24 protein-coding genes are annotated in these 25,464 nt (G+C 68.4%); 9 read left to right on the top strand and 15 right to left on the bottom strand.

Annotated elements, in window-relative coordinates:
* Positions 1-58: 58 nt before the first annotated feature.
* The 8 genes from B7R24_RS04510 to B7R24_RS04475 form a co-directional block, all read right to left on the bottom strand.
* A complete protein-coding gene (locus B7R24_RS04510; RefSeq protein WP_116417802.1) occupies positions 59-1,396 on the bottom strand; it encodes an aspartate aminotransferase family protein in 1,338 nt (445 codons plus the stop codon).
* Between the two features lie 86 nt (positions 1,397-1,482).
* Positions 1,483-2,640, bottom strand: a complete 1,158-nt coding sequence (locus B7R24_RS04505; protein ID WP_116417801.1) for an ABC transporter substrate-binding protein — start codon at positions 2,638-2,640, stop codon at positions 1,483-1,485.
* 99 nt (positions 2,641-2,739) lie between these two features.
* A complete protein-coding gene (locus B7R24_RS04500; RefSeq protein ID WP_253259953.1) occupies positions 2,740-3,636 on the bottom strand; it encodes an ABC transporter permease in 897 nt (298 codons plus the stop codon).
* 17 nt (positions 3,637-3,653) lie between these two features.
* Positions 3,654-4,505 carry an ABC transporter ATP-binding protein gene (locus B7R24_RS04495; protein WP_116417799.1) on the bottom strand — a complete coding sequence of 284 codons (852 nt, stop codon included), beginning with the start codon at positions 4,503-4,505 and terminating at the stop codon, positions 3,654-3,656.
* Complete coding sequence (locus B7R24_RS04490) at positions 4,502-5,431, bottom strand: ABC transporter permease (protein ID WP_116417798.1); 930 nt, start codon at positions 5,429-5,431, stop codon at positions 4,502-4,504. The genes B7R24_RS04495 and B7R24_RS04490 overlap by 4 nt, the downstream gene beginning before the upstream one ends.
* Positions 5,428-6,444 carry a TIGR03842 family LLM class F420-dependent oxidoreductase gene (locus B7R24_RS04485; protein ID WP_116417797.1) on the bottom strand — a complete coding sequence of 339 codons (1,017 nt, stop codon included), beginning with the start codon at positions 6,442-6,444 and terminating at the stop codon, positions 5,428-5,430. Before B7R24_RS04485 ends, B7R24_RS04490 begins: the two co-directional genes overlap by 4 nt.
* A gap of 76 nt (positions 6,445-6,520) precedes the next feature.
* Entirely contained in the window at positions 6,521-7,960 is a 1,440-nt protein-coding gene (gene hydA, locus B7R24_RS04480) for a dihydropyrimidinase (protein WP_116417796.1), read from the bottom strand.
* Positions 7,961-7,964: 4 nt separating this feature from the next.
* Entirely contained in the window at positions 7,965-8,813 is an 849-nt protein-coding gene (locus B7R24_RS04475) for a nitrilase-related carbon-nitrogen hydrolase (protein ID WP_116417795.1), read from the bottom strand.
* A gap of 103 nt (positions 8,814-8,916) precedes the next feature.
* Between B7R24_RS04475 and B7R24_RS04470 the strand changes: the two genes are divergently transcribed.
* From B7R24_RS04470 to cofD, 3 genes are all read left to right on the top strand, one after another.
* Positions 8,917-10,317 carry an aminotransferase class I/II-fold pyridoxal phosphate-dependent enzyme gene (locus B7R24_RS04470; protein ID WP_116417794.1) on the top strand — a complete coding sequence of 467 codons (1,401 nt, stop codon included), beginning with the start codon at positions 8,917-8,919 and terminating at the stop codon, positions 10,315-10,317.
* A 9-nt stretch (positions 10,318-10,326) separates the two neighbouring features.
* Positions 10,327-11,235 (top strand): LLM class flavin-dependent oxidoreductase, encoded by a 909-nt coding sequence (locus B7R24_RS04465; protein WP_116417793.1) that lies wholly within the window; start codon positions 10,327-10,329, stop codon positions 11,233-11,235.
* Between the two features lie 103 nt (positions 11,236-11,338).
* Positions 11,339-12,361: a 2-phospho-L-lactate transferase gene (gene cofD, locus B7R24_RS04460; protein ID WP_116417792.1), complete on the top strand. Its 1,023-nt coding sequence runs from the start codon at positions 11,339-11,341 to the stop codon at positions 12,359-12,361.
* Here cofD and B7R24_RS04455 read toward each other — a convergent pair.
* Positions 12,351-13,337 carry an alpha/beta fold hydrolase gene (locus tag B7R24_RS04455; RefSeq protein ID WP_172582703.1) on the bottom strand — a complete coding sequence of 329 codons (987 nt, stop codon included), beginning with the start codon at positions 13,335-13,337 and terminating at the stop codon, positions 12,351-12,353. The two genes, cofD and B7R24_RS04455, sit on opposite strands and share 11 nt — an antisense overlap.
* 74 nt (positions 13,338-13,411) lie before the next feature.
* Between B7R24_RS04455 and B7R24_RS17530 the strand changes: the two genes are divergently transcribed.
* The gene (locus B7R24_RS17530) at positions 13,412-14,371 is read left to right on the top strand and encodes a spermidine synthase (RefSeq protein ID WP_172582702.1); all 960 of its coding nucleotides are present in this window, start codon (positions 13,412-13,414) and stop codon (positions 14,369-14,371) included.
* Positions 14,372-14,447: 76 nt separating this feature from the next.
* Here the strand turns inward: B7R24_RS17530 and cofC are convergent, their stop codons facing one another.
* The 5 genes from cofC to B7R24_RS04425 are packed head-to-tail and all read right to left on the bottom strand — an operon-like array spanning position 14,448 to position 19,729.
* A complete protein-coding gene (cofC, locus tag B7R24_RS04445; protein ID WP_116417789.1) occupies positions 14,448-15,113 on the bottom strand; it encodes a 2-phospho-L-lactate guanylyltransferase in 666 nt (221 codons plus the stop codon).
* The gene (cofE, locus tag B7R24_RS04440) at positions 15,110-15,916 is read right to left on the bottom strand and encodes a coenzyme F420-0:L-glutamate ligase (protein ID WP_301182458.1); all 807 of its coding nucleotides are present in this window, start codon (positions 15,914-15,916) and stop codon (positions 15,110-15,112) included. The genes cofC and cofE overlap by 4 nt, the downstream gene beginning before the upstream one ends.
* A gap of 1 nt (position 15,917) precedes the next feature.
* Positions 15,918-16,919 carry a TIGR03557 family F420-dependent LLM class oxidoreductase gene (locus B7R24_RS04435; protein ID WP_116417788.1) on the bottom strand — a complete coding sequence of 334 codons (1,002 nt, stop codon included), beginning with the start codon at positions 16,917-16,919 and terminating at the stop codon, positions 15,918-15,920.
* Positions 16,920-16,970: 51 nt separating this feature from the next.
* Positions 16,971-17,456 (bottom strand): pantetheine-phosphate adenylyltransferase, encoded by a 486-nt coding sequence (gene coaD, locus B7R24_RS04430; protein WP_116417787.1) that lies wholly within the window; start codon positions 17,454-17,456, stop codon positions 16,971-16,973.
* 59 nt (positions 17,457-17,515) lie between these two features.
* Complete coding sequence (locus B7R24_RS04425; RefSeq protein WP_437123505.1) at positions 17,516-19,729, bottom strand: ATP-dependent DNA helicase RecG; 2,214 nt, start codon at positions 19,727-19,729, stop codon at positions 17,516-17,518.
* A gap of 172 nt (positions 19,730-19,901) precedes the next feature.
* On the opposite strand from B7R24_RS04425, the gene rsmD reads away from it, so the two are divergent.
* Genes rsmD through B7R24_RS04405 form a run of 3 tightly spaced genes read left to right on the top strand, consistent with a single transcriptional unit; the run spans position 19,902 to position 22,952 of the window.
* Positions 19,902-20,468, top strand: coding sequence for a 16S rRNA (guanine(966)-N(2))-methyltransferase RsmD (gene rsmD / locus B7R24_RS04420; RefSeq protein ID WP_116417785.1), 567 nt, complete (start codon positions 19,902-19,904; stop codon positions 20,466-20,468).
* A 58-nt stretch (positions 20,469-20,526) separates the two neighbouring features.
* Positions 20,527-21,201 (top strand): TetR/AcrR family transcriptional regulator, encoded by a 675-nt coding sequence (locus B7R24_RS17735; RefSeq protein WP_216363611.1) that lies wholly within the window; start codon positions 20,527-20,529, stop codon positions 21,199-21,201.
* Positions 21,198-22,952, top strand: coding sequence for an MDR family MFS transporter (locus tag B7R24_RS04405; protein ID WP_116417784.1), 1,755 nt, complete (start codon positions 21,198-21,200; stop codon positions 22,950-22,952). The genes B7R24_RS17735 and B7R24_RS04405 overlap by 4 nt, the downstream gene beginning before the upstream one ends.
* Positions 22,953-23,006: 54 nt before the next feature.
* On the opposite strand, the gene B7R24_RS04400 is transcribed toward B7R24_RS04405, so the two are convergent.
* Complete coding sequence (locus B7R24_RS04400; RefSeq protein WP_116417783.1) at positions 23,007-24,149, bottom strand: thiamine-phosphate kinase; 1,143 nt, start codon at positions 24,147-24,149, stop codon at positions 23,007-23,009.
* Positions 24,150-24,247: 98 nt separating this feature from the next.
* Here B7R24_RS04400 and B7R24_RS04395 point away from each other — a divergent pair, with 98 nt between their 5' ends.
* Complete coding sequence (locus B7R24_RS04395) at positions 24,248-24,853, top strand: DUF3515 family protein (RefSeq protein WP_116417782.1); 606 nt, start codon at positions 24,248-24,250, stop codon at positions 24,851-24,853.
* A 197-nt stretch (positions 24,854-25,050) separates the two neighbouring features.
* On the top strand, positions 25,051-25,461 hold the full coding sequence (locus B7R24_RS04390) for a VOC family protein (protein WP_116417781.1): 411 nt from the start codon (positions 25,051-25,053) through the stop codon (positions 25,459-25,461).
* Positions 25,462-25,464 lie beyond the last annotated feature (3 nt).

Here is a 25,464-nt window from a genome sequence, read left to right as displayed (position 1 = left end):
TAGCCACGCTACCGGGTCGGCCGGCGACCGAGTGGCCGCGCTTCTGCACACGCCTCCGCTATACCAGCACCGAGATCGACGCGAAAGCCTCGTCATAGATCGCGAGCGCCCGCGCCACCTCGTCGTCGGTCACCACGCAGGGCGGCACGACGTGCAGGCGATTGTCGGCGAAGATCGGCAGCAGCCCCAGCGCGAGCAACCTCGCCTTGAGCGCGCCGATGGTGGCCTGTGGCAGCGGCTCGCGCGTGACAGGGTCGGCGACGAGGTCGAGGGCCCAGAAGACGCCCAATCCGCGGACCTCGCCAATGACCTCGTGCTTCTCGGCGAGCGCCCGGAGGCCCGGGCCGAGCACATCACGCCCGATTCGCGCAGCGTTCTCGATGATCCCCTCGTCGGCCATCGCGTCGATCGCCCCGACGATGGAGGCCATGGCGAGCGGATGCCCGGAGTAGGTCAGCCCACCCGGAAAGACGGTCTCGTCGAACGCCTCGGCGATGTACGGCGGAATGATGACGCCGCCAACCGGGACATACCCCGAGTTGACGCCTTTGGCGAAGGTGACGAGGTCGGGTACGACCGTCTCGCCCTCGATCGCGCCGAGCGCCTGGAACGCGAACCAGCCGCCCGCTCTCCCGAACCCGCACATGACCTCGTCGAAGATCAGCATGATGCCGTACCTGTCGCAGAGCGCGCGCACTCCGGCGAGGTAGCCGGGCGGGGGAACGAGGATGCCCGCCGTTCCCGGCACCGTTTCGAGCACGATTGCGGCGATTCCCGAGGCGCCTTCGCTCACGATCACCCGTTCCAGGTGGTGCAGCGCCCGCGACGACTCCTCCTCGGGAGACGACGACCAGAATTCGGAGCGGTATTCGAAGGGCCCGAAGAAGTGCGCGTGCCCGCGGGCGTACTCGTTGGGCATCCGTCGCCAGTCGCCGGTCGCCACGACCGCGGCGCCGGTGTTGCCGTGGTACGAACGGTAGGTCGAGAGGATCTTGTCGCGCCCGGTGTAGAGACGGGCCATACGGAACGCGTTCTCATTGGCATCCGCACCACCGTTGGTGAAGAAGACCTTGCTGAAGCCGTGGCCGGCACGTTCCAGGATGCGCTGGGCCGCTCTGCCCCGCGCCAGGTTGGCGGCGGCGGGTGCAACGGTGGTGAGCACCTCGGTCTGCGCGCGGATCGCCGCGGTGACCGCCGGATGCTGGTGGCCGATGTTCACGTTGATGAGCTGGCTCGAGAAGTCGAGGTACTCGTTGCCGTCGAAGTCCCAGACGGTGCTGCCGAGCCCGCCAGCGATGACCATCGGCTTCAGGGCGCCCTGCGCCGACCAGGAGTGGAAGACGTGGGCGCGGTCGAGTTCGTAGGCCAGCCGGCCGTCTTCGGGGTTGAGGTTCATGGGTGGTGCCTTCTTCGTCGTCTGTGCCTGGTGTGGAGCCGGGCATCCTGAAACCGCCAGGATGCCCGGCCAACGGTGGTTCCTGCTTATTTTCCGCCCTCGGTGAGGGTGACGTCGATGGGCTTGTACGAGGTGCCGGTGACGTCGACGCCTTCGCCCTTCAGCGCGTCGAGCGCCTTCTGCACATACGTGTTGGTGTACGCGTCGGAGTCGGGCTCCTTCGTGATGACCGTCGTGCCCTCGAGGTTCTTCGCGGTCATCGCGACACTGACGGTCTGCTTCCACGACGAGTCGTCGATGACACCGATACCGTCTGCAGAAGGCCAGATGAGCTTGTTGATCTCGTTGGTCTGCCAGAGCTGGTGGCTCGCGCCGAGCTGCGAACCCTTGGCGACCACGATGTCTGCGGCCTTCTGGGGGTTGTCGCGGGCGTAGATCCAGCCCTTCAGGGCGGCCGTGAGGAACTTCACGGTCTGGTCCTGGTATGCCTGGTCGCTGTTGAGCTTCTCGGTGTTGGCCCAGATCGCGTCCTGGAGCATGGCGGTGCCCTCGGTGTTCCAGTCGATGACGTTGAGGTCGCCCGGCTGGTAGAGCTTGCCGGTTGCCGGGTTCATCGTCTCGAGAATCTGGGCGTACTCGTTGTAGGTCTCGGCCTGGGCTGCGTCGATGGATCCGTCGAGCAGGCCCGACTCGTCGAAGGCCTGCTGAACGAGCTTGACGTCGTTTGCGGGGTCGAGACCGGCCTTGGTGATACCGGCGAACATCTCGAACTCGTTGCCGTAGCCCCAGTTGCCGACCGTCTTGCCCTTGAGGTCTGCTGCGGTCGTGATGTTCTTGTCGGCCATCGAGACCTGCAGCGTGCCCGACTTCTGCAGGATCTGGGCGACATCGGTGATACCGGCGCCCTGTTCGCGGGAGGCGAGGGCCTTCGGGACCCAGGCGACCGCATAGTCCACCGCGCCGTCGGCGAGCTGGGTCTGCGGCACGATGTCGGTTCCGCCTTCGATGATGGTCACGTCGAGACCTTCATCCTTGAAGTACCCCTGGTCGAGGGCTGCGTAATAGCCAGCGAACTGCGCCTGGGTGAACCACTGCAGCTGCAGCTTGACCGGCGTGAGAGCCGAGCCGTCGCTGGATGTCGCGGTGGTGTCGGAGCCGGATGAACTCGAACATCCGGTCAGAACGAGGGCTGCCGACGCGGCGATGGCCGCCACGCCGAGGGTGATGCGTCTGCTGTGCTTCATCAGTTCTCCGTTGGTTTGTCAATGAGGACGGTGGTGCGGTGAAGGTGTGGTGCGGCGATGCGGTGGTGCTGTGACACGGGTGGTGCGGGTGGAACGTCTTCAGGCCCGTCGGCGGCTCGCGAGCCGTTCGAGCAGGAGGGTGACCGCGTAGAACACGAGACCCAGGATGATCGCGCCGAACACGTAGGACCAGGCGCGCGGGTAGGCGCTGTTCGCCGCGGCGGAGGTGATACGGGAACCCAGCCCGTTCTGCAGCCCGCCGAAGTACTCGGCGACGATTGCCGAGATGACGCCGAGCGGGGCCGCGATGCGAAGGCCCGTGAAGATGAAAGGCACGGCGCCCGGTAGCGTGACGGTTCGGGTCAGCTGCCAGTTCGACGCGGCGTAGGCCCTCATCAGATCGCGGTGCACCGGTCGCACCTGGCGGAGGCCGCGCAGGGTGTTGATGAAGACCGGCGCGAAGACCACGATCAGCACGACGATGCGGCGGGGCGTGTCGGAGGTCGACCCGAACATGGTGTTCAGGATGGGCGCCAGCGCGACGATGGGCACGACGGCGACAGCCGCCACGATCGGCACGATCATCCGGTCGAGAATACTGACGCGGGAAGCCAGGAGGGCCAGCACGACGGCGATCAGGCCGCCCAGCACGAGCCCGATCAGGGCGTTCAGCCCGGTCGCCAGCAGTGACGACCAGAGCAGCGGGAGCACGATGAAGATCTGGCCCACGATGTCGGAGGGGCTCGGCAGCAGGTAGGGCTTGATGTCGAAGGCCACGACGGCGAGCTGCCAGAGCAGCAGGAAGGCCACGCCGAGCAGCACGGGTGGCAGCACAGAGCGTGCGACCGAGCGACGCCGGTCGGCGGCAGCAGCCCGGCCACCCGTCGCCTCTGCCTCTGCGGGGAGGGAGAACAGCGCGGGTGCGGTCGGGTCGATGGCGACGGTTCCGAGCAGGCCCGACTCCGGATGCTCGGCAGCGGCCTCGACAGACTTCACGGTCCTTTGTTCGTCGCTCATCGCAGGTCTGCCCCCCGCGGTGTCACGGGGGCACCGTGCAGCGCCTCGCGCACTGCCGTGACGCCCGCGAAGAAGGCGCCGTCTTCGCGGAGCGAGTCACTTCGTTCGGTACCGGGACCCAGATCGACGTCGACGATGTCGACGATGCGACCCGGCCGGGGCGACATCACCACGACGCGATCGGAGAGGAAGACGGCCTCAGGGATGGAGTGGGTCACGAAGACGACCGCCGCACCGGTCTCGGAGCAGATGCGCACGAGCTCCTGCTGCATGCGTTCGCGGGTCATCTCGTCGAGGGCGCCGAAGGGTTCGTCCATCAGCAGGAGTTTCGGTCGCTCGGCGAGGGAGCGGGCGATGGCGACGCGCTGCTGCATGCCACCCGACAGCTGATCGGGGAACCGGGAGCGGAAGTCGGTGAGGCCGACGAGCTCGATCAGCTCTTCGGCCCGCGCGGCGCGCTCCGTCTTGCCGACCCCGTGCAGTTCGAGCGGGAGCTCGATGTTCGCCTGCACCGAGCGCCACGGCAGGAGACCCGCGCTCTGGAAGGCGATGCCGTACTCCTGGTCGAGCCGGGCCTGCCGGGCGGTCTTGCCGAACACGAGGATCTCGCCGCTTGTCGCGGAGTCGAGGTCGGCGATCAGCCGCAGCAGCGTGCTCTTGCCGCAGCCCGACGGACCGATCAGGGAGACGAACTCCCCCGGCGCGACGGTCAGGTCGATGTTCGTGAGCGCCTGAACCTCGGCGCCCTTCGCAACAGTGAAGATCTTGCCGGCCGAGCGCACCGAGATGGCGGCGAGCGGCACGCCCGGGGCAGAGCTTTCGGTGGTGGGCAGTGCGGTGTCGGTCACGAGGCCGCCTCCTGTCGGTTGAAGCGTTTGAGGGTCAGGCCGATCAGTGCCACGATTCCTGCTGAGACGAGGCCCAGAACGACGGCCCCGGCGATGGGCGCGTAGGCCTTGGCCGGGTCGGAGGTTCCGGACTGGGCGAACTCGATGATCATGCGACCGATACCGCCCTTGTACCCCGTCGAGACCTCGGCGACGACGGTGCCCACGATGGCACTCGCGGCCCCGAGCCGGAGGGCGGGAAGAAGGAAGGGAACGCTCGCCGGAAGGCGCAGCTTCACCAGCGTGCGGAACCAGCCGGCGTTGTACGTGCGCATCAACTCGACATGGATGGTGTCGGGCGACTGGAGCCCTCGTAGGGCACCGACGGCGACGGGGAAGAAGGCGAGGTAGGAGGCGATGACGGCCACAGACATCCATCGGTCCCAGGAGAAGGTGCCGATCTGGATCTTGCCGCCCCAGGCCACGATAACCGGAGCGAGAGCGATGAGTGGCACCGTCTGGCTCAGGATCAGCCAGGGCAGCACCGCCCGCTCGGCGACGTGGAGCCTCTGCATGAGCAGGGCGATGAGAAAACCGACCACCGACCCGATGGCCCAGCCGACAGCGGCGACGCCCAGGCTGTTGAGGGCGGCACCGATGACGGCGATCCACACCGGCGGTGAGCCGGCGGAGGTGTTGACGGGCTCGACGGCGCGGGTCAGCATGTCGACGAGGTGCGGCATCGAACGGTCATCCGTCTTCGGCAGGATGCTCGTTCCGAAGAACTCGACCCCGGCCACCGGACCGATGGCCTTGTAGCCCTCCCACAACAGCGCGAGCACGATGACGCCCAGCAGCCCCCAGAGCACCGCACTTCCCCGGCGACGGCCCGCGCCCGTCTCCGCGCTCCCTGTGCGACGGCCCCCTCTCGCCTCTGTGATCGTCATGCCGTGGCCGTGATGTGCTCTCGCATCGCGGGGATGACGGTCTCGCCATAGACCCTCAGGGTCTCCTCTTTGTTGTCGTGTTGCAGGTAGCCGGCGAACTGGTCGACGCCGAGCTCCTTGAGGGCCTTCAGCTTGTCGATGTGCTGGTCGGCCGTGCCGAGCAGGCAGAACCGGTCGACGATCTCGTCGGGCACGAAGTTGGCGTGCTCGTTGCCGGCGAGGCCGTGCTGGTTGTAGTCGTAGCCCTGGCGCGCCTCGATGTAGTCGGTCAGCGCCTTCGGCACGTTCGAGTCGGTGCCGTACTTCGAGACGATGTCGGCGACGTGGTTGCCCACCATTCCGCCGAACCAGCGGCACTGGTCGCGCATGTGCTCCCAGTCGTCGCCGATGTACATCGGGGCGGCCACGCAGAACTTGATGCTCATCGGGTCGCGCCCGACCTTCTCGGCGGCCGCCCGCACGGTCTTGATCATCCATTCGGCGATGTCGACGTCGGCGAGCTGCAGGATGAAGCCGTCACCGACCTCGCCCGTCAGCTTGAGCGCGAGCGGGCCGTAGGCCGCGACCCAGACCTCGAGCTCGGAGCCGCGGCTCCACGGGAACTGCACGGTCGCACCGTTGTACTCGACCGACCTGCTGTTGGCGAGCTCCCGGATGACGTGGATCGACTCACGCAGGGTCTTCAGCGTCGTGGGCGCACCGTTCGTGGTGCGCACCGCCGAGTCGCCCCGGCCGATGCCGCAGATGGTGCGGTTGCCGTACATCTCGTTGAGGGTGGCGAAGATGGAGGCCGTCACCGTCCAGTCGCGGGTCGCCGGGTTGGTGACCATGGGGCCGACCTTGATGCGGTGCGTCTCGTTGAGGATCTGGCTGTAGATGACGTAGGGCTCCTGCCAGAGCAGGTGGGAATCGAACGTCCACGCGTAGTCGAAGCCGTGCTGCTCGGCCAGCTTCGCGAGCGCGAGGGTGCGGGATGCCGGCGGGTGGGTCTGGAGTACTGCTCCGAATTCCATCTGGTGCTTTCTGTTCGTAGAAGTCTGGTCGAGTTTCATGCGCGGTGCCGGGCGGGTACCGGCACGGCCTGATCGCTCAGATCAGGTACTGGCTCAGGCCACGCTTGAAGTACCTGCCGTCGCCCTTCGTGCCGAGGTAGGCATTGTCGTCGACGATGACCTTGCCTCGGGAGATGACGGTGTCGACGTGGCCGTCGATCTCGAAGCCCTCCCAGGCGGAGTAGTCCATGTTCATGTGGTGGCTGCGGCCCTCACCGGCACCGATCGAGGTGTGCCCGTTCGGGTCGTAGATCACGACGTCTCCGTCGGCACCCGGCTGGATGACGCCCTTCTTGCCGTACATGCCGAACATGCGGGCGGGGGTGGTGGAGGTGAGCTCGACCCAGCGCGGCAGGCTGATCTCGCCCATCACGACGCCCTGGTAGATGAGGTCCATGCGGTGCTCGACCGAACCGATGCCGTTGGGGATCTTCGAGAAGTCGCCGAGCCCCATGTCTTTCTGGCCCTTCATACAGAACGGGCAGTGGTCGGTCGAGATGACCTGCAGGTCGTTCGTGCGGAGGCCCTGCCACATGTGGTGCTGGTGACCCTCGGCGCGAGCCCGCAGCGGCGTCGAACACACCCACTTCGCACCCTCGAACTCGCCCCACTGCTCGCTGGACGCCCCGAGCTGCTCTTCGAGCGAGAGGTAGAGGTACTGCGGGCAGGTCTCGGCGAACACGTTCTGCCCACGGTCGCGCGCGACGGCGATCTGCTCGACCGCCTGCTTGGCGCTGACGTGCACGATGTAGAGCGGCGCGCCCGTGAGGTTCGCGAGCATGATGGCCCGGTGGGTCGCCTCCTCTTCGGCCTGCCACGGGCGCGTGGTGCCGTGGAAGTACGGGGACGTGTCGCCGCGGGCGATCGACTGTTGCACGAGGAGGTCGATGACGCTGCCGTTCTCCGCGTGCATCATCATCAGCGCACCGTTGTCGCTGGCCCGCTGCATCGCCTTGACGATCTGGCCGTCGTCGGAGAGGAACACACCCTTGTAGGCCATGAACAGCTTGAACGAACTGACGCCCTCGGTGAGCAGTTCGTCCATCGCGGTGAGCGACGAGTCCTGCACATCGGAGAGGATCTGGTGGAAGCCGTAGTCGATCGCGCAGTTGCCCGCGGCCTTCTGGTGCCAGGCCTGGTACTGGTCGAGGATGTTCTCACCCGCGTACTGCACGACGAAGTCGACGATCGAGGTGGTTCCGCCCCAGGCCGCCGCCCGCGTGCCGGTTTCGAAGGTGTCGCTGGCGAACGTGCCGCCGAACGGCATCTCCATGTGGGTGTGCGCGTCGATGCCGCCGGGGATGACGTACTTGCCCCGGGCATCGATCACCCGGTCGACGTTCGCCGCCACGTCGAACCCCAGCAGAGCCGAGCCCGGTGCCAGAACGGCGGCGATGGTCTCGCCGTCGATCAGCACGTCGGCCGAAGCGACACCGGTCGCGTTCACGACCGTACCGTTCGTGATCAGAGTCTTCATCGCGTCACGGCTTCGGAATCGAGGTGTACGACTCCGGGCGGCGGTCGCGGTAGAACTGCCAGTCGTCGCGCATCTGCTGAACCAGGTCGAGTTCGAGGTCACGGATCATGATCTCTTCGTCGGTACCGGAGCCGCGCTCGCCCACGAAGTTGCCGCGCGGGTCGATGACCTGGCTGGTGCCGTAGAAGTCGACGGCGAGCTCGCCGTACTCGTTGTCTTCGCGGCCGACCCGGTTGGGCTGCAGCACGAAGTAGCCGTTGGCGACGGCCGCGCAGGGGCCTTCGACCTCCCACAGCCGGTTCGAGAGGCCCGGCTTGGTGGCATTCGGGTTGAAGACCATGTGCGCACCGTTCAGGCCGAGCTCCCGCCAGCCCTCCGGGAAGTGCCGGTCGTAGCAGATGTAGAGCCCGATCTTGCCGACCGAGGTGTCGAAGACGGGGTAGCCCATGTTGCCGGGACGGAAGTAGAACTTCTCCCAGAAGCGGTCGAGGTGCGGGATGTGGTGCTTGCGGTATTTGCCGAGGATGGTGCCGTCGGCCTCGACGATGACGGCCGTGTTGTAGTAGACGCCCGTGATGTCTTCTTCGTAGATCGGCAGGATCATGACGAGGTTCAGCTCTTTGGCGAGCGCCGCGAAGCGCTGCACGATGGGACCGTCGGCCGGCTCGGCGTAGCGGTAGTACTTCTTGTCTTCGGTGATGCCGAAGTACGGGCCGTAGAACAGCTCCTGGAAGCAGATGACCTGGGCGCCGTCGGCGGCGGCGTCACGCGCGAACTGCTCGTGCTTGGCGATCATGGACTCTTTGTCGCCCGTCCAGGTGGTCTGCGTGATCGCTGCGCGTACAACCGTCATTGTGCGTGTTCCTCTCGAAGCCGGTTTTGTTATTATTCGTTGTGAACATTTCTCTCGTGTTTCAGACTGTGACGCAGGCGTAAAAATAAGTCAAGAGGTGTGGATGATCGAGCTGATCGTCGGGGCTGTGGAGAAGAAGACCCCCGAGGCCATCGCCGCCGCCGTGTCGCGGCTGATCCGTTCCGGCGGCATCGCCTCGGGCGACCGGCTGCCCACCGTTCGCGAGCTCGCGGGCGCGCTCGGGGTCAGTCCGGCCACCGTTTCGAACGCCTGGCAGGCACTTGCCGGGGTCGGCCTGATCACCTCACGCGGGCGGGCGGGGAGTTTCGTGCTGCACGCCAGCACCACCTGGATGCCGACGCACTTCGCCGAACTGGCCGGCTCCCACGTCGAAGCCCGGCTCGACCTCTCGAGCGGAACCCCCGATCCGAACCTCCTTCCGTCGCTCGAGGCCGCCCTGGCCCGCGTGCCGGCCCGCGCCGATACCTCGAGCTACCTCAACCAGCGCGTGCTCCCCGAACTCGAACGGCACCTGCGGGCAGCCTGGCCCTATTCCCCCGAGAGCATCACGATCCTCGACGGCGCCCTCGACGCGGTGTCGCGATCGCTCGAGATGGTCGTGCGCTACGGCGACCGGGTCATCGTCGAAGACCCGGGTTTCCCGCCCTTCTTCGACCTCATCGAACAGCTCGGTGCCGAACGGGTTCCGGTCGCGATGGACATGCAGGGCATGCGACCGGACGCCCTGGCCATCGCCCTCGGCACGAACCCGGCCGCGATCGTCCTGCAGAACCGCGCGCACAATCCCACCGGTGCGTCGATGACCAGGGAACGGGCGGAGCAGCTGGTGCGCGTGCTCAAAGCCCATTCGCACGTGACCGACCCCGTGATCATCGAAGACGACCACTCGGGCGAGATCAGTTCGATGCCCGCCATCAGCCTGGGGTCGTGGCTTCCGCACCGGGTGCTGCACATCCGCAGTTATGCCAAGTCGCACGGGCCGGATCTTCGCATCGGTGCCCTCGGCGGACCGGCGGCGCTGCTCAATCCCATCGTCGCCAGACGGATGCTGGGGCCAGGGTGGACCTCGCGGATGCTGCAGGTCATTCTCTACGAACTTCTCACGGCGCCGTCGTCGGTGGCCGAGGTCGCGCTGGCGCGTGACACCTATGCGGCGCGGCAACGAGCGCTGCAGGCCGCTCTTGCGCGGCGAGGGCTGGCCATCGAGGCGTCCGACGGCATCAATGCCTGGCTCCCGGTGCACGACGAGCGGAGCGCGATGGTGGCACTGGCGGCGAGCGGCATCCGGGTGGCGGCCGGCACGTCGTTCCAGGCGTCGCTGGGTCCGGGCGGGGCGGAGCCGGGTGCCGGGGCGAGCGGAGCGGCAGGGGCGGCACCGGCATCGCGGCAGTTCGTGCGCGTGACCGCGGGCCTCGTGGAGTCCGACGCCGAGGAGGTGGCGGGGCTGCTCGCGGCCGCGGCGCTCGGGGAGAGCGCTGCCTAGACTGGCGGCATGCGCTTTGGAATCGTTCTTCTCCCGCAGGATCGCTGGGCCGTGGCCCGTGACAAATGGAGGGCGGCCGAGCAGTTGGGCTTCGATCACGCGTGGACGTACGACCACCTCTCCTGGCGCTCGCTCGCCGACGAACCGTGGGGTGCCACGGTGCCGACGCTCACGGCGGCGGCGGCCGTCACCTCGGGCATCCGGCTCGGTACCTTCGTTTCGTCGCCGAACTTTCGGCATCCCGTGCCATTCGCCAAGGAGATCGCGACCCTCGACGACGTCTCCGAGGGGCGCTTCCTGCTCGGTATCGGTTCGGGCGGCACCGGGTTCGACGCGTTCGTACTCGGGCAACAGCAGCTCAGCGCCAGGCAGCGCCACGAGCGGTTCACCGAATTCGTCGAAGCGCTCGACACGTTGCTGCGGTTCGAAGAGTCTCCGGATGCCCCGGCGGAGGTGCGGGCATCCGGAATCAGCTTAGACGGCCAGTGGTACACGGCCCGGGATGCCCGAATGGTCGGTCGCCCGGCCCAGACGCCGCGCGTTCCGTTCGTGGTCGCGGCCAACGGACCGAAGGGTCTCGCACTGGTGAGCCGGTTCGGCCAGGGCTGGGTGACGACGGGAGCCGATGGTGCCGTCGGTGAGGACTGGTGGAACGCGGTCGAAGCGCTCGTGCGAAGGCTCGACGACGTGGCATCGGGCGAGGGACGGGATCCGCTCACGATCGATCGGTACCTGTCCCTCGACAGCGGTGGGGCGGTGTCGCTTGCGAGCGTCGGGGCGTTCGAGGCGATGGTGGAGCGGGCGGCGGCGCTCGGATTCACCGACGTGATCACGCACTGGCCGCGGGCGGAGGGCGTGTACGCGGCGAGCGAGGCGGTGCTCGAGCAGGTGGCGGCGCGACTGTCGGGCTGGCGCTGAGGGCGGCGCGCATCCTGAGCGCGGGGCCGGTGGCGCTCAGCACGGAGCGCGGGCTGGCGCTGAGCGCGGCGCGGAGGGTGCCGTACGGGTGGGAGGATTGAGCGTGAAGATTACGGTGTTGGCTGGTGGCGTCGGCGGGGCGAAGTTTCTGCGCGGGCTCCGCCAGCATCTGCGGCAGGCCCTGCCCGATGGGGCCGGCGGCACGACCGCCGAGGTCACCGTGGTCGTGAACACGGGCGACGACCTCTGGCTGACCGGGCTGCGGGTGTGCCCCGATCTCGACTCGATCATGTACACCCTGGGTGGCGGGAACGACGAGGTGCGCGGCTGGGGGCGGCTCGGCGAGTCCGAACGGGTCAGCGCAGAACTGACCGCCTACGGGGTCGGCTGGCCGTGGTTCACGCTCGGCGATCTCGACCTCGGCACGCACATCACCCGGTCGCATCTGTTGCGCGAGGGGCGGACGCTCAGCGAGGCGACGGCCGAGGTCACGGCGCGCTGGAACCTCGGAGTCACGCTCGTGCCGATGAGCGATCAACCCGTGGAGACCCATGTGGTCGTGGCTGACGCGTCGAGCGACACCGGCACCCGCACCATGCATTTCGAAGAGTGGTGGGTTCGCTACCGAGCCTCGCTTCCCGCGCTGCGATTCGAGCAGCACGGCCTCGAGTCCGCGGTCGCTGCGCCGGGTGTCGTCGACGCCATCCTCGGCGCGGATGTGGTGCTGGTCGCGCCGTCGAACCCCGTCGTGTCGATCGGGACGATTCTGCCGGTGCCGGGCATCCGCACCGCCCTGCAGCAGACGGGGGCGCCGGTGGTGGGGGTCTCACCCATCATTTCCGGGTCGCCGGTGCGCGGCATGGCGAAGGCGTGCCTCGACGCGATCGGGGTCGAGGTGGCGGCCGATGCGGTGGCGCACCTCTACGGTTCACGCGAAGTGTCGGGCAGCGCCGGCCGCGGCATCCTCGACGCGTGGCTCGTCGATCAGAGCGATGAAGCCCTGGTCGCCGGGATCGAGGCCGCCGGTATCCGCGTGAGCGTCGTGCCGCTGTGGATGACCACCGTCGACACCTCTGCCGCCCTCGCCGCCGCCGCGCTCGACGCCGCCGGGACGCTCACGCGCTGACAAGCGCCGGCAGCACCAGGCGTCTCAGTACCTCGACGGGCCGTTCGAGGTGGCCGAAGTGGCCCACACCCTCCACGGTGCCGCCCTCGAAATCCGGGACCAGCGACGCGAGCTGTGCCTGATCACCGGGGGCGACGAAGACGTCAGCGTCACCCTGCACCGATCGAACGGGGCACCGGATGCCCGCCCACCGCGTCAGCTCGTACGCGCCGGCCCGGCGGGAGGCGATCGCGAACGACTGCGGCCGCGCCTCCTGCGCGAGCGCGAGGTAGACACTGCGATCGATGCGCGCCGGCTCCGCGAACAGCGGACTCATCGTGAGCCGAAAGAACCGGGAGGCACCGATTCCCCCGACCAACGCCGTACCGGCCCGGCCCATCCGCGCGAGCGTTCGCATGGCGACGAGCATGCCCGAATACGCCGGCAGCGCACCGAAGCGACGAAGCGGATGCCGGGCCGTCTCCGCCACACCGAAGGTCGTCGGTGAAACCAGCAGAACCCTCTGCGTGGCCGCGGGCTCGGCGACGGCCAGTTCGAGGGCGACGAACCCTCCGAGGGAGTGGCCGATGAGCATCCAGCGGTCGTAGCCGAGTGCGCGTACAACGCTGGCGACCGCAGCGGCGATCGACTCGATGGAGCGGTCGGCCGGCGCCGCGGGCAGAGAGGATTCGCCCCAGCCCGGTAGGTCGGGGATGACCAGGTCTGGCAGGTCGACGCCCTCGGCGAAAGCGGTCAGGAGGAGCGGAGTGAACGTGCTCCACGACCCGGCCGCGCCGTGCAGCATCACGACGGCCACCGCATCCCGCCGCACCCGGTGCCGACTGTGCCGCACGGTGACCGCCCCGATCGGCGTCGGCACGACCGAGGTGTGCAGCCCGAGGGCCCACGCGTCGGTGACGATGCCGAAGTGGCCGTAGTCGGCCACCGAGCCGGGATGCGTGTCGCGTCGGTGGGGTACGGGGCTGTGGCGGGTCACCGGCGGTATTCGCGGCCGAGCGCCGATTCGACGGGGGCTCGGCGATAGTGACGATTCATCGGTTATGGTGGAGTGTGAATGAAGCGAAGCTCGTCTACCAGAGCGCACTAAACGGCCAGCGGGCAGAACTCGAGCTGGTCGACCCCGCGGCTCTCTCCTACAGACTCGTCGTCGACGGAATCTCGCAGTCGCAGGTGTGCCTGACCGATCCCCTGGCCATCGAATTCGACTATGCGCGCTACATCGCCCGCGTGCTCGACGAGCTGCCGCCCGGCCCCGACTCGGCCTTCGTCGTCGCCCACCTGGGTGGCGGCGCCCTGACGCTCGCCCGGTACGTCGCCGCGACCCGGTCGTCCGCCGTGCAATACGTGGTCGAGAGCGAAGCCGAACGCACCACTGACCTGCTCGGCATCCTGCCACTGCCACCCGGGAGCGATGTGCGCTTTCTCTTCGACGATGCGCGGGCGGTGATCGACGGCTGTCCGGCAGGTTCACTGAACGGCGCGAGTGCATCCGAGCGCCCGGGCCCACCCCCGTGGAGCGGAGCCCAGGCGACGATCGTCGACCTCTGGGCAGGATCCACCATTGCGCGGCGGGTTGCGAGCCTGCAGTTCTATTCCGGCGTCAGCAGGCTGATGGCACCCGCCGGGGTGTTCGTCGCCAACCTCATCGACGGCCCCGGCTTCGCCTGGTCACGCCGTCAGGCGGCAACGATTGCGACGCTCTTTGCGCATGTGGCCATCGTGATGGATGGGAGGATGCTCGCTGACCCCCTCATCGGCAACGTGCTGGTCTTCGGGGCCGACGTGCCACTCGACATGCTCAGCGAACCGGGCTGGCCTGCCGGCGACCGAAATCCGCCCGCCGTGCTGTCGGGCGAACGCGCGACCCGGTGGATCGGCGACGCATCCCCGGTCGACGACACGGAGGCGACCGACTCCCCACCGCCCCGAGCCGACTACTTCGCGAGGTTCTCGAAGGGGCCGGGGGGTCTCGTCGGTACCCTCGGCGACGCGGTGCGTCGCCAGCATTAGATCGTGCCCATGGATCTCCTCCTTCTGACCGTGCCCGGCGCCGGTGCGCCAGACAGCTTAACGAGGTTATCTCATGTCAGGCGGTCTCGCCCGCACCACGACCGGAGTCGAGGGTTCTCCGCGTGTGGGGGCCGAACGTTGCCGAGGTGGCCTCGAGATCGGTGGGGGTGTCGACGTCGTGCCGGATGGAGGATTCCAGCGGGATGGGGAGGGCGATCATCCCGCTCGCCGCGTGAGCCGCTGCGGAACCGGGGCCGAACCGGGGAGTGAGCGCGAACCCCGGCTGGACCGTGACGGTGGTGGTTCCGGTTGCGTCGGCGTCAGCGATGAAGGCCGTGGGGTGGCCCATGGCGAGGCGGAGTGCGTCATCGACGTCGACCGTGGTGAGCGACGGGAGGTCGGCGGTGATCGCGGCAATCGCGGCCGCCGGCCTGCGCGTGCGGGCGAGTGCGACGCCCCGCAGGATCGCTGTGTTCAGCCCGTCGCCGGGGTCGGGCACCGTCGTCACCGGCAATGTGTCGGTTCCCAGCCGGGCAAGTGCGGCGGCGGATTCGGGGTCGCCCGTCACCACGAGAACCTCCACGACCCCGGCCGCGGCCGTGATGGCCGTGATCGTGTCGAGCGCGAACGCCAGGGCGAGCCGGCGGCGGAACTCCACACTCGCCGGCAGGTCGGCCAGTCGCGTCTTCGAGAGGTCGGTGCCCTTGACGGGCACCACGACGACCCAGCCGACCGCCCTCACGGCATCGCGGCCAGGCCCGCGAGGTACCCGGCCTCGAAACCCTCCGCGTAGCCCTCCGCGTGCCCCTCGGCGTGTGCCTCGTCGGAACCCAGCCGGAACATGTCGGTCGGGCCCGTGCGGGTCAGGGCGCGGGCAGGCGTCTCGAGAGTCTCGACGACCAGGTGCGACAGCCCGCGAAGGAGTGCCACGGGCATCCCGCTCGCCTTGCCCTTCACCAGGTCGGCGGCCGAGGCGATCTCGTCGGCCACGGCCATCTGGGTGACCTCGAGCGTCTGCCCGAAGGTGTCGACTCCGCCGCGGAGGTCATCGACGACGCGCACGCCCGCCGACCCGATTGCCTGGTCGGTCTGACCCTCCCGCCAGGCTCGACCGAGAGTGTCGGAGATCAGGATGCCCACCCGCACACCGAGCCGTTCGCGCAGGTGTGCGGCGAGCTGCCGGGCCGAAGCATCGGGGTCGACAGGCAGCAGCAGAACGGTGCCGACGGGGGTGTTGCTCGCATCCACCCCGGCGGCGGCCTGCACGATACCCAGGCGGTTCTCGACGATGCGCGTCACACCGCCGGGATGGGCGCGAGTCGCCACCACGCGCACGGTCTCGTCGGTGATGGCGGCCTCCCGATCATCCGCTCGCACGGTACGGCCTTCGGCCTTCGAGACGATCTTGCTGGTCACGACCAGGATGTCGCCGTCTCGCACCTGCAGACCCTGTTCGGCGAGCGCGGCGGCGATCAGCTCGTCGAGCCGGTCGCCGGCCACGACCTCGCGCATGCCGCCGAGGGCATAGGCGTGGAGTTCGGTCACGTCAGCGCTTGAGCTTCGGCAGAACGTCGCGCCCGAAGACCTCGATCCACTCGGCCTGGTTGCGGCCGACGTTGTGCAGGTAGATGCGGTCGAAGCCGAGATCGACGAAACGCTGGATGTACTCGCGGTGCACATCGGGGTCGCTGTCGATGATCATGCGGCCCTCGAAGTCTTCGGGGCGCACGAGCTTGGCCATCTGCTCGAACTCGAAGGGCGAGCGGATGTCAGCCTTCGGGAACTTCATTCCGCCGTTCGGCCACTCGACCATGGCGTTGGTCAATGCTTCTTCATGGGTTGGCGCCCACGACATGTGCAACTGCAGCACCTTCGGCATGTCATCGGGGTTCTTGCCGACCTCTCGGGCGCCCTCGTCGAACTTCTTGAAGAGCCCGTCGATCTTCTCGAGCGGGGCACCCACGGTGATGAGCCCGTCGGTGAATTTGCCCGCACGCTTGGCGGTCACCGGGCCGGCCGTCGCGACGAGGATCTCGGGCGGCACCTCGGGCATGGTCCACAGGCGGGTCGATTCGAGTTTGTAGAACTCGCCGCGGTGCTTGACGTCTTTGCCGGCGAGGGAGGCGGTGAAGAGCTTGTTGATGATCTCGATGGCCTCGAACATGCGGTTGATGCGCTCGGGCGTCTCGGGCCAGTACTGGCTGACGATGTGCTCGTTGAGTGCTTCGCCCGACCCGAGACCCAGCCAGTGCCGGCCCGGGTACATCGCGGCCATCGTGGCGGAGGCCTGGGCGACCATCGCGGGGTGCCAGCGGAAGGTGGGCGCCGTCACGCCGGGGCCGAAGTCGCCTTTCGTGCGCTCACCGACGGCGGCCAGCACATTCCAGACGAACGAACTCTGGCCCTGCTGCGGCACCCACGGCTGAAAGTGGTCGGCGGCCATGACACCCGAGAACCCGTGCTGCTCGGCGAGGGCCGACAGCCGCACGGCCTCGGTGGGGTGGAACTGCTCGAGCATTGCGGCATAGCCGATGGAGAGGTCACTCATGTCTCCATCCTCCCACCTCCGGCCGCCGAAGAGGGCGAAGGCCCGGGCGGGCTAGGAGGTGGACTGGAGGAAGGCCGCGACGGCGGCCGGCACGTAGGGCGAGATGTCGCCGCCGAGCCCCGCGACCTGGCGCACGAGTGAGCTGGAGACGTGGGCGTGGGCCGGGTCGGGCAGCAGGAACACGGTCTCGACGCCCGAGAGGTTGCGGTTCACGATCGCCATCGGCGTCTCGTAGGCGACGTCGACCTGCGACCGGATGCCCTTGACCAGCACTTTCGCGCCGACCTCGACGCAGTAGTCGACGAGCAGGCCGACGCTCCACGAAGTGACGACGATGTTGTCGGGCAGGCCGGCCTCGACGACGGCCTGCTGGATGAGCGAGACGCGCTGGGCGATCGGCAGCAGGGCCGCTTTGTCGGGGTTGTGTACGACGAGCACGTGCACCTCGTCGAAGATACCGGCCGCCCGGCCGATCACATCGAGGTGACCGTGGGTCACGGGGTCGAACGAACCTGGCACAACCGCGATGGCGCTCATGGCATCAGGCTACCAAGACCGAAAGAGCATGCGGCGCAGGGCGCCCGCTGAGCAGCCGCTCAGCTCTTCTCCAGGAACGCCCTGTCGTTCTCATCGAGTCGGCGCGCCAGCGCATCCCGCAGCTCCGGATGCCCGGCGAGCCCCGGATCGGCCTCGAGAACCTCCGCCGCCGCCTGCCTCGCCTCGCCGATGAGGTCGCCGTCGCTGACCACGGTCAGCAGCCGGAGCGAGGAGCGGCCACCGGACTGGTTGCTGCCCAGCACATTGCCCTCGCGGCGGAGCTCGAGGTCGATCTGGGCCAGCTCGAAACCGTCGAGCGTGGAGGCCACGGCATCCACCCGCTCCCGTGCGAGCGTCTCGGGCTCGGCGTGGGTGACGAGCAGGCAGAGACCCGGCACGCTGCCGCGCCCCACCCGACCGCGCAGCTGGTGGAGTTGCGAGACTCCGAAGCGTTCGGCATCCAGAACCACCATCGTGGATGCATTGGGCACGTCGACGCCGACCTCGATGACCGTGGTCGCGACCAGCACGTCGATCTCACCTGCGGCGAAGGCCTGCATGGCCTGGTCTTTCTCGTCGCTGGTCATGCGCCCGTGCAGCGGCTCGATGCGCCGGCCGGCGAGCTGCGGATTGGCGCGCAGCTCGGCCAACACGGTCGACACCGCCGACAGCGGGCGTGCGGGCGTGCCATCGTCGTCGGGGCCGTCGCTGCCACCACCCGCGTCGGCGGGCTCGGCCACCGTGGGCTCGATGGCCGGGCAGACGACGAACGCCTGCCGCCCCTGGGCAAGCTCTTCTGCGGTGCGCTCCCAGATACGGCCGACCCACCCGGGCTTCTCGGCGAGCGGCACCACGAAGCTCGAGATACCCTGCCGGCCGGCAGGCAGCTCGGCGATGGTCGAGATGTCGAGGTCGCCGAACACGGTCATGGCGACCGTTCGCGGAATCGGTGTGGCGGTGAGCACCAGCACATGCGGCGGCTGCGCGCCCTTCTTGCGCAGCGTCTCGCGCTGCTCCACACCGAAGCGGTGCTGCTCGTCCACCACGACAAGTCCCAGGTCGTAGAACTGCACGGTGTCGCTCAGCAGTGCGTGGGTGCCGATGACGATCTGCGCCTGCCCCGACACCATGCGAAGCAGCGCCTTGCGCTTGGCCGCCACCGGCAGCTGGCCGGTGTGCAGAGTCGGAACGAGTTCGGCGGCGAGGTCGGGGCCGAGCACGCGCACGAGGGAACGCAGGTGCTGGGCGGCGAGCACCTCCGTGGGCGCGAGCAGCGCCGACTGCCCGCCGGAGTCGGCCACGGCGAGCATCGCCCGAAGCGCCACCAGAGTCTTGCCCGAGCCCACCTCGCCCTGCACGAGGCGGTTCATCGGTTCGTCCCGTGCCAGGTCTGCACTGATCTCACTGCCGACCAGCTGCTGGTCTCCCGTGAGCTCGAAAGCCAAAGCGCGGTCGAACCGGTCGAGGTAGCCGCCCGGTTTCGGCACCCGTGGTGTGGCCTTCAGAGCATGCGCGGCCCGGCGCTGCTCGAGCAGCGCCATCTGCAGCACGAATGCCTCCTGGTACCGCAGGGCATCCCTCGCCCGCTTCCAGTCGCTGTCTTTCTGTGGGCGGTGCACCAGCTCGAGAGCGGCGCTGAAGTCCATCAACCCGCGCTCGGCCCGCACCGCGGAGGGAACAGGATCGCCGACCCAGCCCAGCGCATCCAGTACCAGGCCCATGCACTTCTGCACCTGCCAGCTCGCCATGCTGCCGCTCGCCGGGTAGATCGGAATGGGCATCTCGGCCCACTTCTTCGCCGACGCCGAACCGGTGTCGAGTGCCAGGTCGTCGAAGAGCTCGTAGTCGGGGTGGGCCAGCTGCAGGGCGCCGCGATAGTCGGAGACCTTGCCCGCAAAGATGCCCCGCGCCCCCGGCACGAGCTCCCGCGCACGCCACGACTGGTTGAAGAAGGTGAGTGTCAGGATGCCGTGGCCATCGGAGATCGACACCTCGAGGATCGATCCGCGCTTGGCCTTCATGCTGCGCTCGCTGACCCTGCGCACCTCGGCCACGATCGTGACCGTCTCGTTGACGGGCAGCTCGCCGAGCGCCGTCAGCTCACCGCGCCGGGCATACCGCCTCGGATAGTGCGCGAGCATGTCGGCGACCGTGACGATGCCGAACGCCTTCTGCAGTGCGGCGGCAGTGCGGCCGCCCACGACGCTCGACACCTTCTGGTCGAGAGTGACGCTGCCCGCGGGAACGGCGGGCGCCCCGGGGGCCGAGGCGATGTCGACGGCATGCGGAGCGGCCAGGGCGGCCGCAGCCGCCGAGGCGCTGCGCTTTGCAGGCACCGCCGAAGCATTCATATGCCCGATTCTAGGCGTCGGGCATTGCCGTTCGAGCCTCTCGGGGCCGGGCTGTGGAGAGATACCCGAGCAGCCGAACGCTACAGTTTCGTAGATGACGCGCATCATCGCCGGGTTCGCCGGGTCCCAGCGGCTGGCTGTTCCCCCGACCGGCACCCGCCCGACCAGCGACCGGGTTCGGGAGGCCATCTTCTCCGCACTCGACGCCCGCGGACTCGTCGGTGGCTCCGCTGTGCTCGACCTCTACGCCGGATCCGGTGCCCTCGGCCTCGAGGCCGCCAGCCGCGGAGCCGCGGAGGTGACCCTCGTGGAGAAGAACCCCGGGGCTGCGCGCGTCGCGAAGAACAATGTGGCGGTCATCCTGAAGGCCGCCTCGGGCAGCAAGCCGCGCATCCGTGTCGCGACGCAGACGGTCGCCGCCTTTCTCGCCAGCACCGTTTCGACCTTCGACGTGGTCTTCGTCGACCCGCCCTACGACCTGTCGGAGGCGGAACTGGCAGACGGGCTCCGGATGCTCGGCTCCCGCGTCACACCCGGTGCGGTCATCGTGGTCGAACGCACATCGCGCTCCCCGGAGCCGTCTCTGCCGCCGACACTCGAGCTCGAACGCCGGAAGGACTACGGCGAGACGACCCTGTGGTGGTTGACCACCGCCGAATAACTGCAGAAAACGCAAAATTGCACTTGCGTAACTTTGCACGAAGCGTAATATTGCAGCTATGAAGATTTCTGCCCAACCGGGGCTGCGCGACAAGAAGCGTGCAGCGACCCGGTCGCGCCTCGAGCTGGCCGCTGTGACGCTGGTACAGCGCGACGGTCTCGCGCAGGCGACCGTCGACGCGATCAGCGAGGCGGCGGGCGTCTCGCCGCGCACCTTCTTCAACTACTTCGACAGCAAGGAAGACGCCATTCTCGGCGTTCACGATGTCGAACTCACCGCCGACGCGGTCACCGCACACATGGCCCGCTGCAGTGGGGCCGACCTCACGGAATCCGTCGTGCGGCTGCTCTTCGGCGTCATCGGGCCCACCATCGCCGCGACCGACCTGCGCGAACGGCGCATGCAGATCGTGAAGGCGCACCCCGAGCTGCTCTCACGGCACATCTCGCAGATGACGCGCATGGCCGATGAGCTCATCGCCGCCGTCACGACGCTGCTGACGGCAGACCCGGCACGCGGTTCTGACGGCGGCGGCGGCGGCGGTGGCGGCGGCGGCGGCGGCTCCGGCGGCTCCGGCCTCGGCGCGCAGGCCGAGATGATGCTCACCCTCTGTGGCGGTGGCGTTCGTGTCGCCGTCAAGGAATGGATCGCGGCCGGCAGTGCAACTCCCCCAGAACAGCTTGAAACACGGGCCATAGCGCTCATCAGAGAGGTAACGAAGAACATCCAATGACAGTCACAACCTCGCCGAAAGTCGCCGCAGCCCCTGCGGCCGACGCGGCCACGAAACGCAACATCCTGCTGGTGTTCGCCGGCCTGATGGTGACGATGCTGCTGGCGTCGCTCGACCAGACCATCTTCAGCACAGCGCTGCCGACCATCGTCGGCGAGCTCAACGGCGTGCAGTACATGCTGTGGGTCACCACCGCCTACATCCTCGCCTCCACGATCATGCTGCCCGTCTACGGCAAGCTCGGCGACCTGATCGGCCGAAAGGGCCTGTTCATCGCGGCGATCAGCCTCTTCATCGGCGGCTCTGTCGTCGGCGGGCTGGCGCCCGACATGGGCCAGCTCATCGCCGGCCGCGCCATCCAGGGCCTGGGCGGCGGCGGGTTGATGATCCTGTCGCAGGCCATCATCGCCGACGTCGTTCCGGCACGCGAGCGCGGCAAGTACATGGGAATCATGGGCGGCGTGTTCGCCCTGTCATCCGTCGCCGGGCCTCTGCTCGGGGGCTGGTTCACTGAAGGGCCCGGCTGGCGCTGGGGCTTCTGGATGAACATCCCGCTCGGCATCCTGGCCATCCTGTCAGCCGTGATGTTCCTGCACCTGCCGAAGGGCTCCGAGGCCAAGCCGCGCATCGACTTCGCCGGTATGATCCTGCTGGCGTTCGCCTCGACCGGCCTTGTGCTCACCACGACCTGGGGCGGCAACACCTACGACTGGGATTCACCCATCATCATCGGGCTGATCGCCGGTACGGTCGTCGCCGCTCTCGGGTTCATCTTCGTCGAGCGTCGCGCTGTCGAACCGATCATGCCGCCGCACCTGTTCAAAGACCGCAACTTCAACCTGACGACGATTGCCGGCCTCATCATCGGCGTCGCGATGTTCGGCGCCCTCGCCTACCTGCCCACCTACCTGCAGATGGTGACCGGCGCGAATGCGACCCAGGCCGGGCTGCTGCTGATTCCGCTGATGGCGGGCCTTCTTATCACGTCGATCGGCTCGGGCCAGCTGGTCAGCCGCACGGGTCACTACAAGTTCCTCCCCATCATCGGTACGGTCATCACTGCTGTCGCTCTGCTGCTGCTGTCGACCATGACCGCCGGGATGCCCGTGTGGATCATCTGCGCCTACCTCGCCGTGATGGGCGTCGGGCTCGGTATGTGCATGCAGATCCTGATCCTCATCGTGCAGAACTCGTTCCCGCTCCGCGAGGTCGGAACGGCGACTGCGTCGAACAACTACTTCCGCCAGATCGGTGCCTCGCTCGGCTCTGCTGTCGTCGGGTCGCTGTTCGTCGCCAATCTGACATCGCTGCTCGCCGAGCGTCTGCCCGCCGGATCGGGTACGGCCGGCGGCAGCAACTCGTTCACACCTGACCTGGTGCGCAGTCTCCCCGACGCCATACGCGAGGTCATCGTCGGCGCCTACAACGATGCTCTGACGCCGGTGTTCCTCTACATGGTGCCGCTGGTTCTGGGGGCGACGGTACTGCTGGTGTTCGTGAAGGAGAAGCCGCTGGCAACGACGCTCGACCGGGATGCGGCGCCTGCTGCGGCCGGGTCGGGTGCTGCGGCCGGCCCGGGTGCTTCTGCCGGGTCGGATGCCGCGGGTGTTGCGGGTGCTGCGAGTGTGGCGGCCGGGTCGGCCTCGCGGGCCGAGGTGCTCGCGCAGTCGCTCGAGATCGACGGAGGGTCCCACGTTCGGCTCGCCGACGGCGAGGCAGTTACGGATGACGTGGTGACTCCCGCTCGCTGACAACCCGTCGAGTCAGAACGGCCGCCCCGGTTCGCCGGGCGCGGCCGTTCTGACTCAGCCGGCTGCGCCGTTCCAGTCGTCGAACGGATCCCAACCGCCTGGCCTCGCATAGGCCCGGCCGCCGACGGTGACCAACGGATGCCCCTCGGCCCGCTCGCGAACCACACCGACCACGCGGAATCCGTGCGGCACACCGCACCCGGCGGGGAACGTCGCGAGAAGAGCATGGTCCTCTCCTCCACACAGCACGAAATCGACGGCTTCTCCACCGATCGAGCCGTCGAGCTCTCGCAGGGCCTCTGCCTCGCGTTCGATGGCCTCATGAAAGAACTCGAGAGAACATCCGCTCGCCTCGGCGATCCGCCCGCCGTCGAGCACCAGCCCGTCAGAGACGTCGAGCATGGCGGTGGCGCCAGCATCGGCGGCGGCCGGCCCGGCCCCGAGCGGCGAGACCGGTGCGAGCTGCGCCTCAACGACCGCGGCGTGCGTGCGACGGAGCTCCCGCGCCAGCGCCGCATCGGGGGTACGACCGCGCGATTGATCCTGGGCGTCTGCCGGGCTGCCCTCCGACCTCTCGGCAGACGCCGCGCTTCCCGTCTCGCTTCCCGTCTCGCTTCCCGTCTGGGCGCGCTGCCCCCGGGCGAACAGCAGCGCGATGCCGGCTCCGGCGAGGCCCAGGTCGCCCGCCACGGCCACCCGGTCGCCCGGGCGCGCGCCCGACCGCAGCACCGGCGATCGTCCGCCCAGGTCGCCGAATGCGGTCACCGCGATCATGAGGGTGTTCGATACCGAGAGGTCGCCGCCGACAACGCCGGTTCCGGGCGAGAGAGACGCGCAGGCGTCGCGCAGTCCGTCGGCGATTCCTTCGAGGGTCACGACAGGCGTCCCGGGCGGGGCGGCGATGGCCACGACCAACCCCGTCGGCACAGCACCCATCGCGGCGACGTCGGAGAGGTTCGTGACCGCGGCCTTCCAGCCGAGATCGTGCGGAGTCGACCACGCGAGCCGAAAATCGGGCCCATGGATCATCGTGTCCGTCGTCACGACGAACCGCCCATCGGGCGCCGCAACCACGGCGCAGTCGTCCCCGGGACCCACGATCGCCGTCGTTGCCGAGGGCAGCCGCGGGAAGATCCGCTTCAGTGCTTCGACCTCCCCCACGCTTCCCAGCGTGTCGGGGGCCGGTGCGCCTGACACTTCCCCCTCACGCTGCAGCGATTCGGGCGGTTGGGTGCCAGGGGGAAGCTGAGGGTCTGCCCCACGGGTGTTCACGGCTCAACGGTAACCTGTGAGAGATGTTTCACCGAAAACGAGTTCTCCTTCCAGGCGCCCTGGTCGCCGGGCTTCTGGCCACCCTCGTCAGCGGGTGCGCCCCGACCGTCGCCCTCGATCCGGCTGCCGATGCGACCAACCCCGGGTGCGCGGAGATCATGGTGAGACTGCCCACGACGGTCGCCGACGAACCGTCCCGCGAGACGAACGCGCAGGCCACCGCCGCCTGGGGTTCGCCCGCCGCCGTTCTGCTGCGCTGCGGTGTCGCGGAGTACGGGCCGACGACCCTCCCCTGCGTGAGGATCTCCGGTATCGACTGGGTGGAAGACGACTCCCAGAAGCCGTCGTACACCTACACCACCTTCGGCCGCTCCCCCGCGACGCAGGTTATCGTCGACTCGAACGCCGTGTCGGCTTCGACCGCCCTGATCGACCTGCAGACCGCCGTCGCGGCCGTTCCCCAGACCTCTGTCTGCACCTCCCCCGACGAGATACTCGGCACCGGTGCGAACTCCTCGAACACCGACCCCACCTCGACCCCCACTCCCGCCACCGAAACCCCCGCCCCCACCGTGCCGACCGATTCCGGGGCCCCGTTCGTCATCGAGACCGCTCCCCCGACCCCCTGAGACGGCGGCACCGCCCCGAGCGGGGCCTCGCGACACTGGTCGACGGGCACCGCCCCGAGCGGGGCCTCGCGACACTCGTCGACGCCGGAATGCGCGGAAGCTGCCTACCGCGAACTCCGCCTGACCTGCCGACGCGGGAAGCCCGAGGCCGGCGGCCGGTGGTGGACAGGCGCTCGCCCGGTCACCAAGATGGAAGCATGACGCTGAAATGGGCCTCCATCATTGTCGATTCCCATGACATCGCTGCGCAGGGGCGGTGGTGGGCTGAGACCCTGGGGTGGGTGGTGCAGTACGAGTCCGATGACGAAGTCGAGATCGCTCCCGCGCCGACCGCCCAGACCCAGGGCGCCGCAGACGGCGCACCATTCACGCTCGGGTACACCGGCCCCACCATCGAGTTCGTTCCGGTTCCGGAGGGCAAGACGGTGAAGAACCGTCTGCACATCGACCTCGCACCGCGGGCGGGAGACGACCAGGCCGCCGAGGTGGAGCGCCTGCTGGCGCGTGGTGCGAGCCGCTCCTCGATCGGGCAGGGTCCCGACGAGACGTGGGTGGTGCTGGCAGACCCCGAGGGCAACGAGTTCTGCGTGCTGTCGCCCCGCGACTAGGCG

This window comes from Subtercola boreus (assembly GCF_003399645.1).
Taxonomy (GTDB): domain Bacteria; phylum Actinomycetota; class Actinomycetes; order Actinomycetales; family Microbacteriaceae; genus Subtercola; species Subtercola boreus_A.
This window is presented reverse-complemented; position numbering and strand designations above follow the sequence as displayed.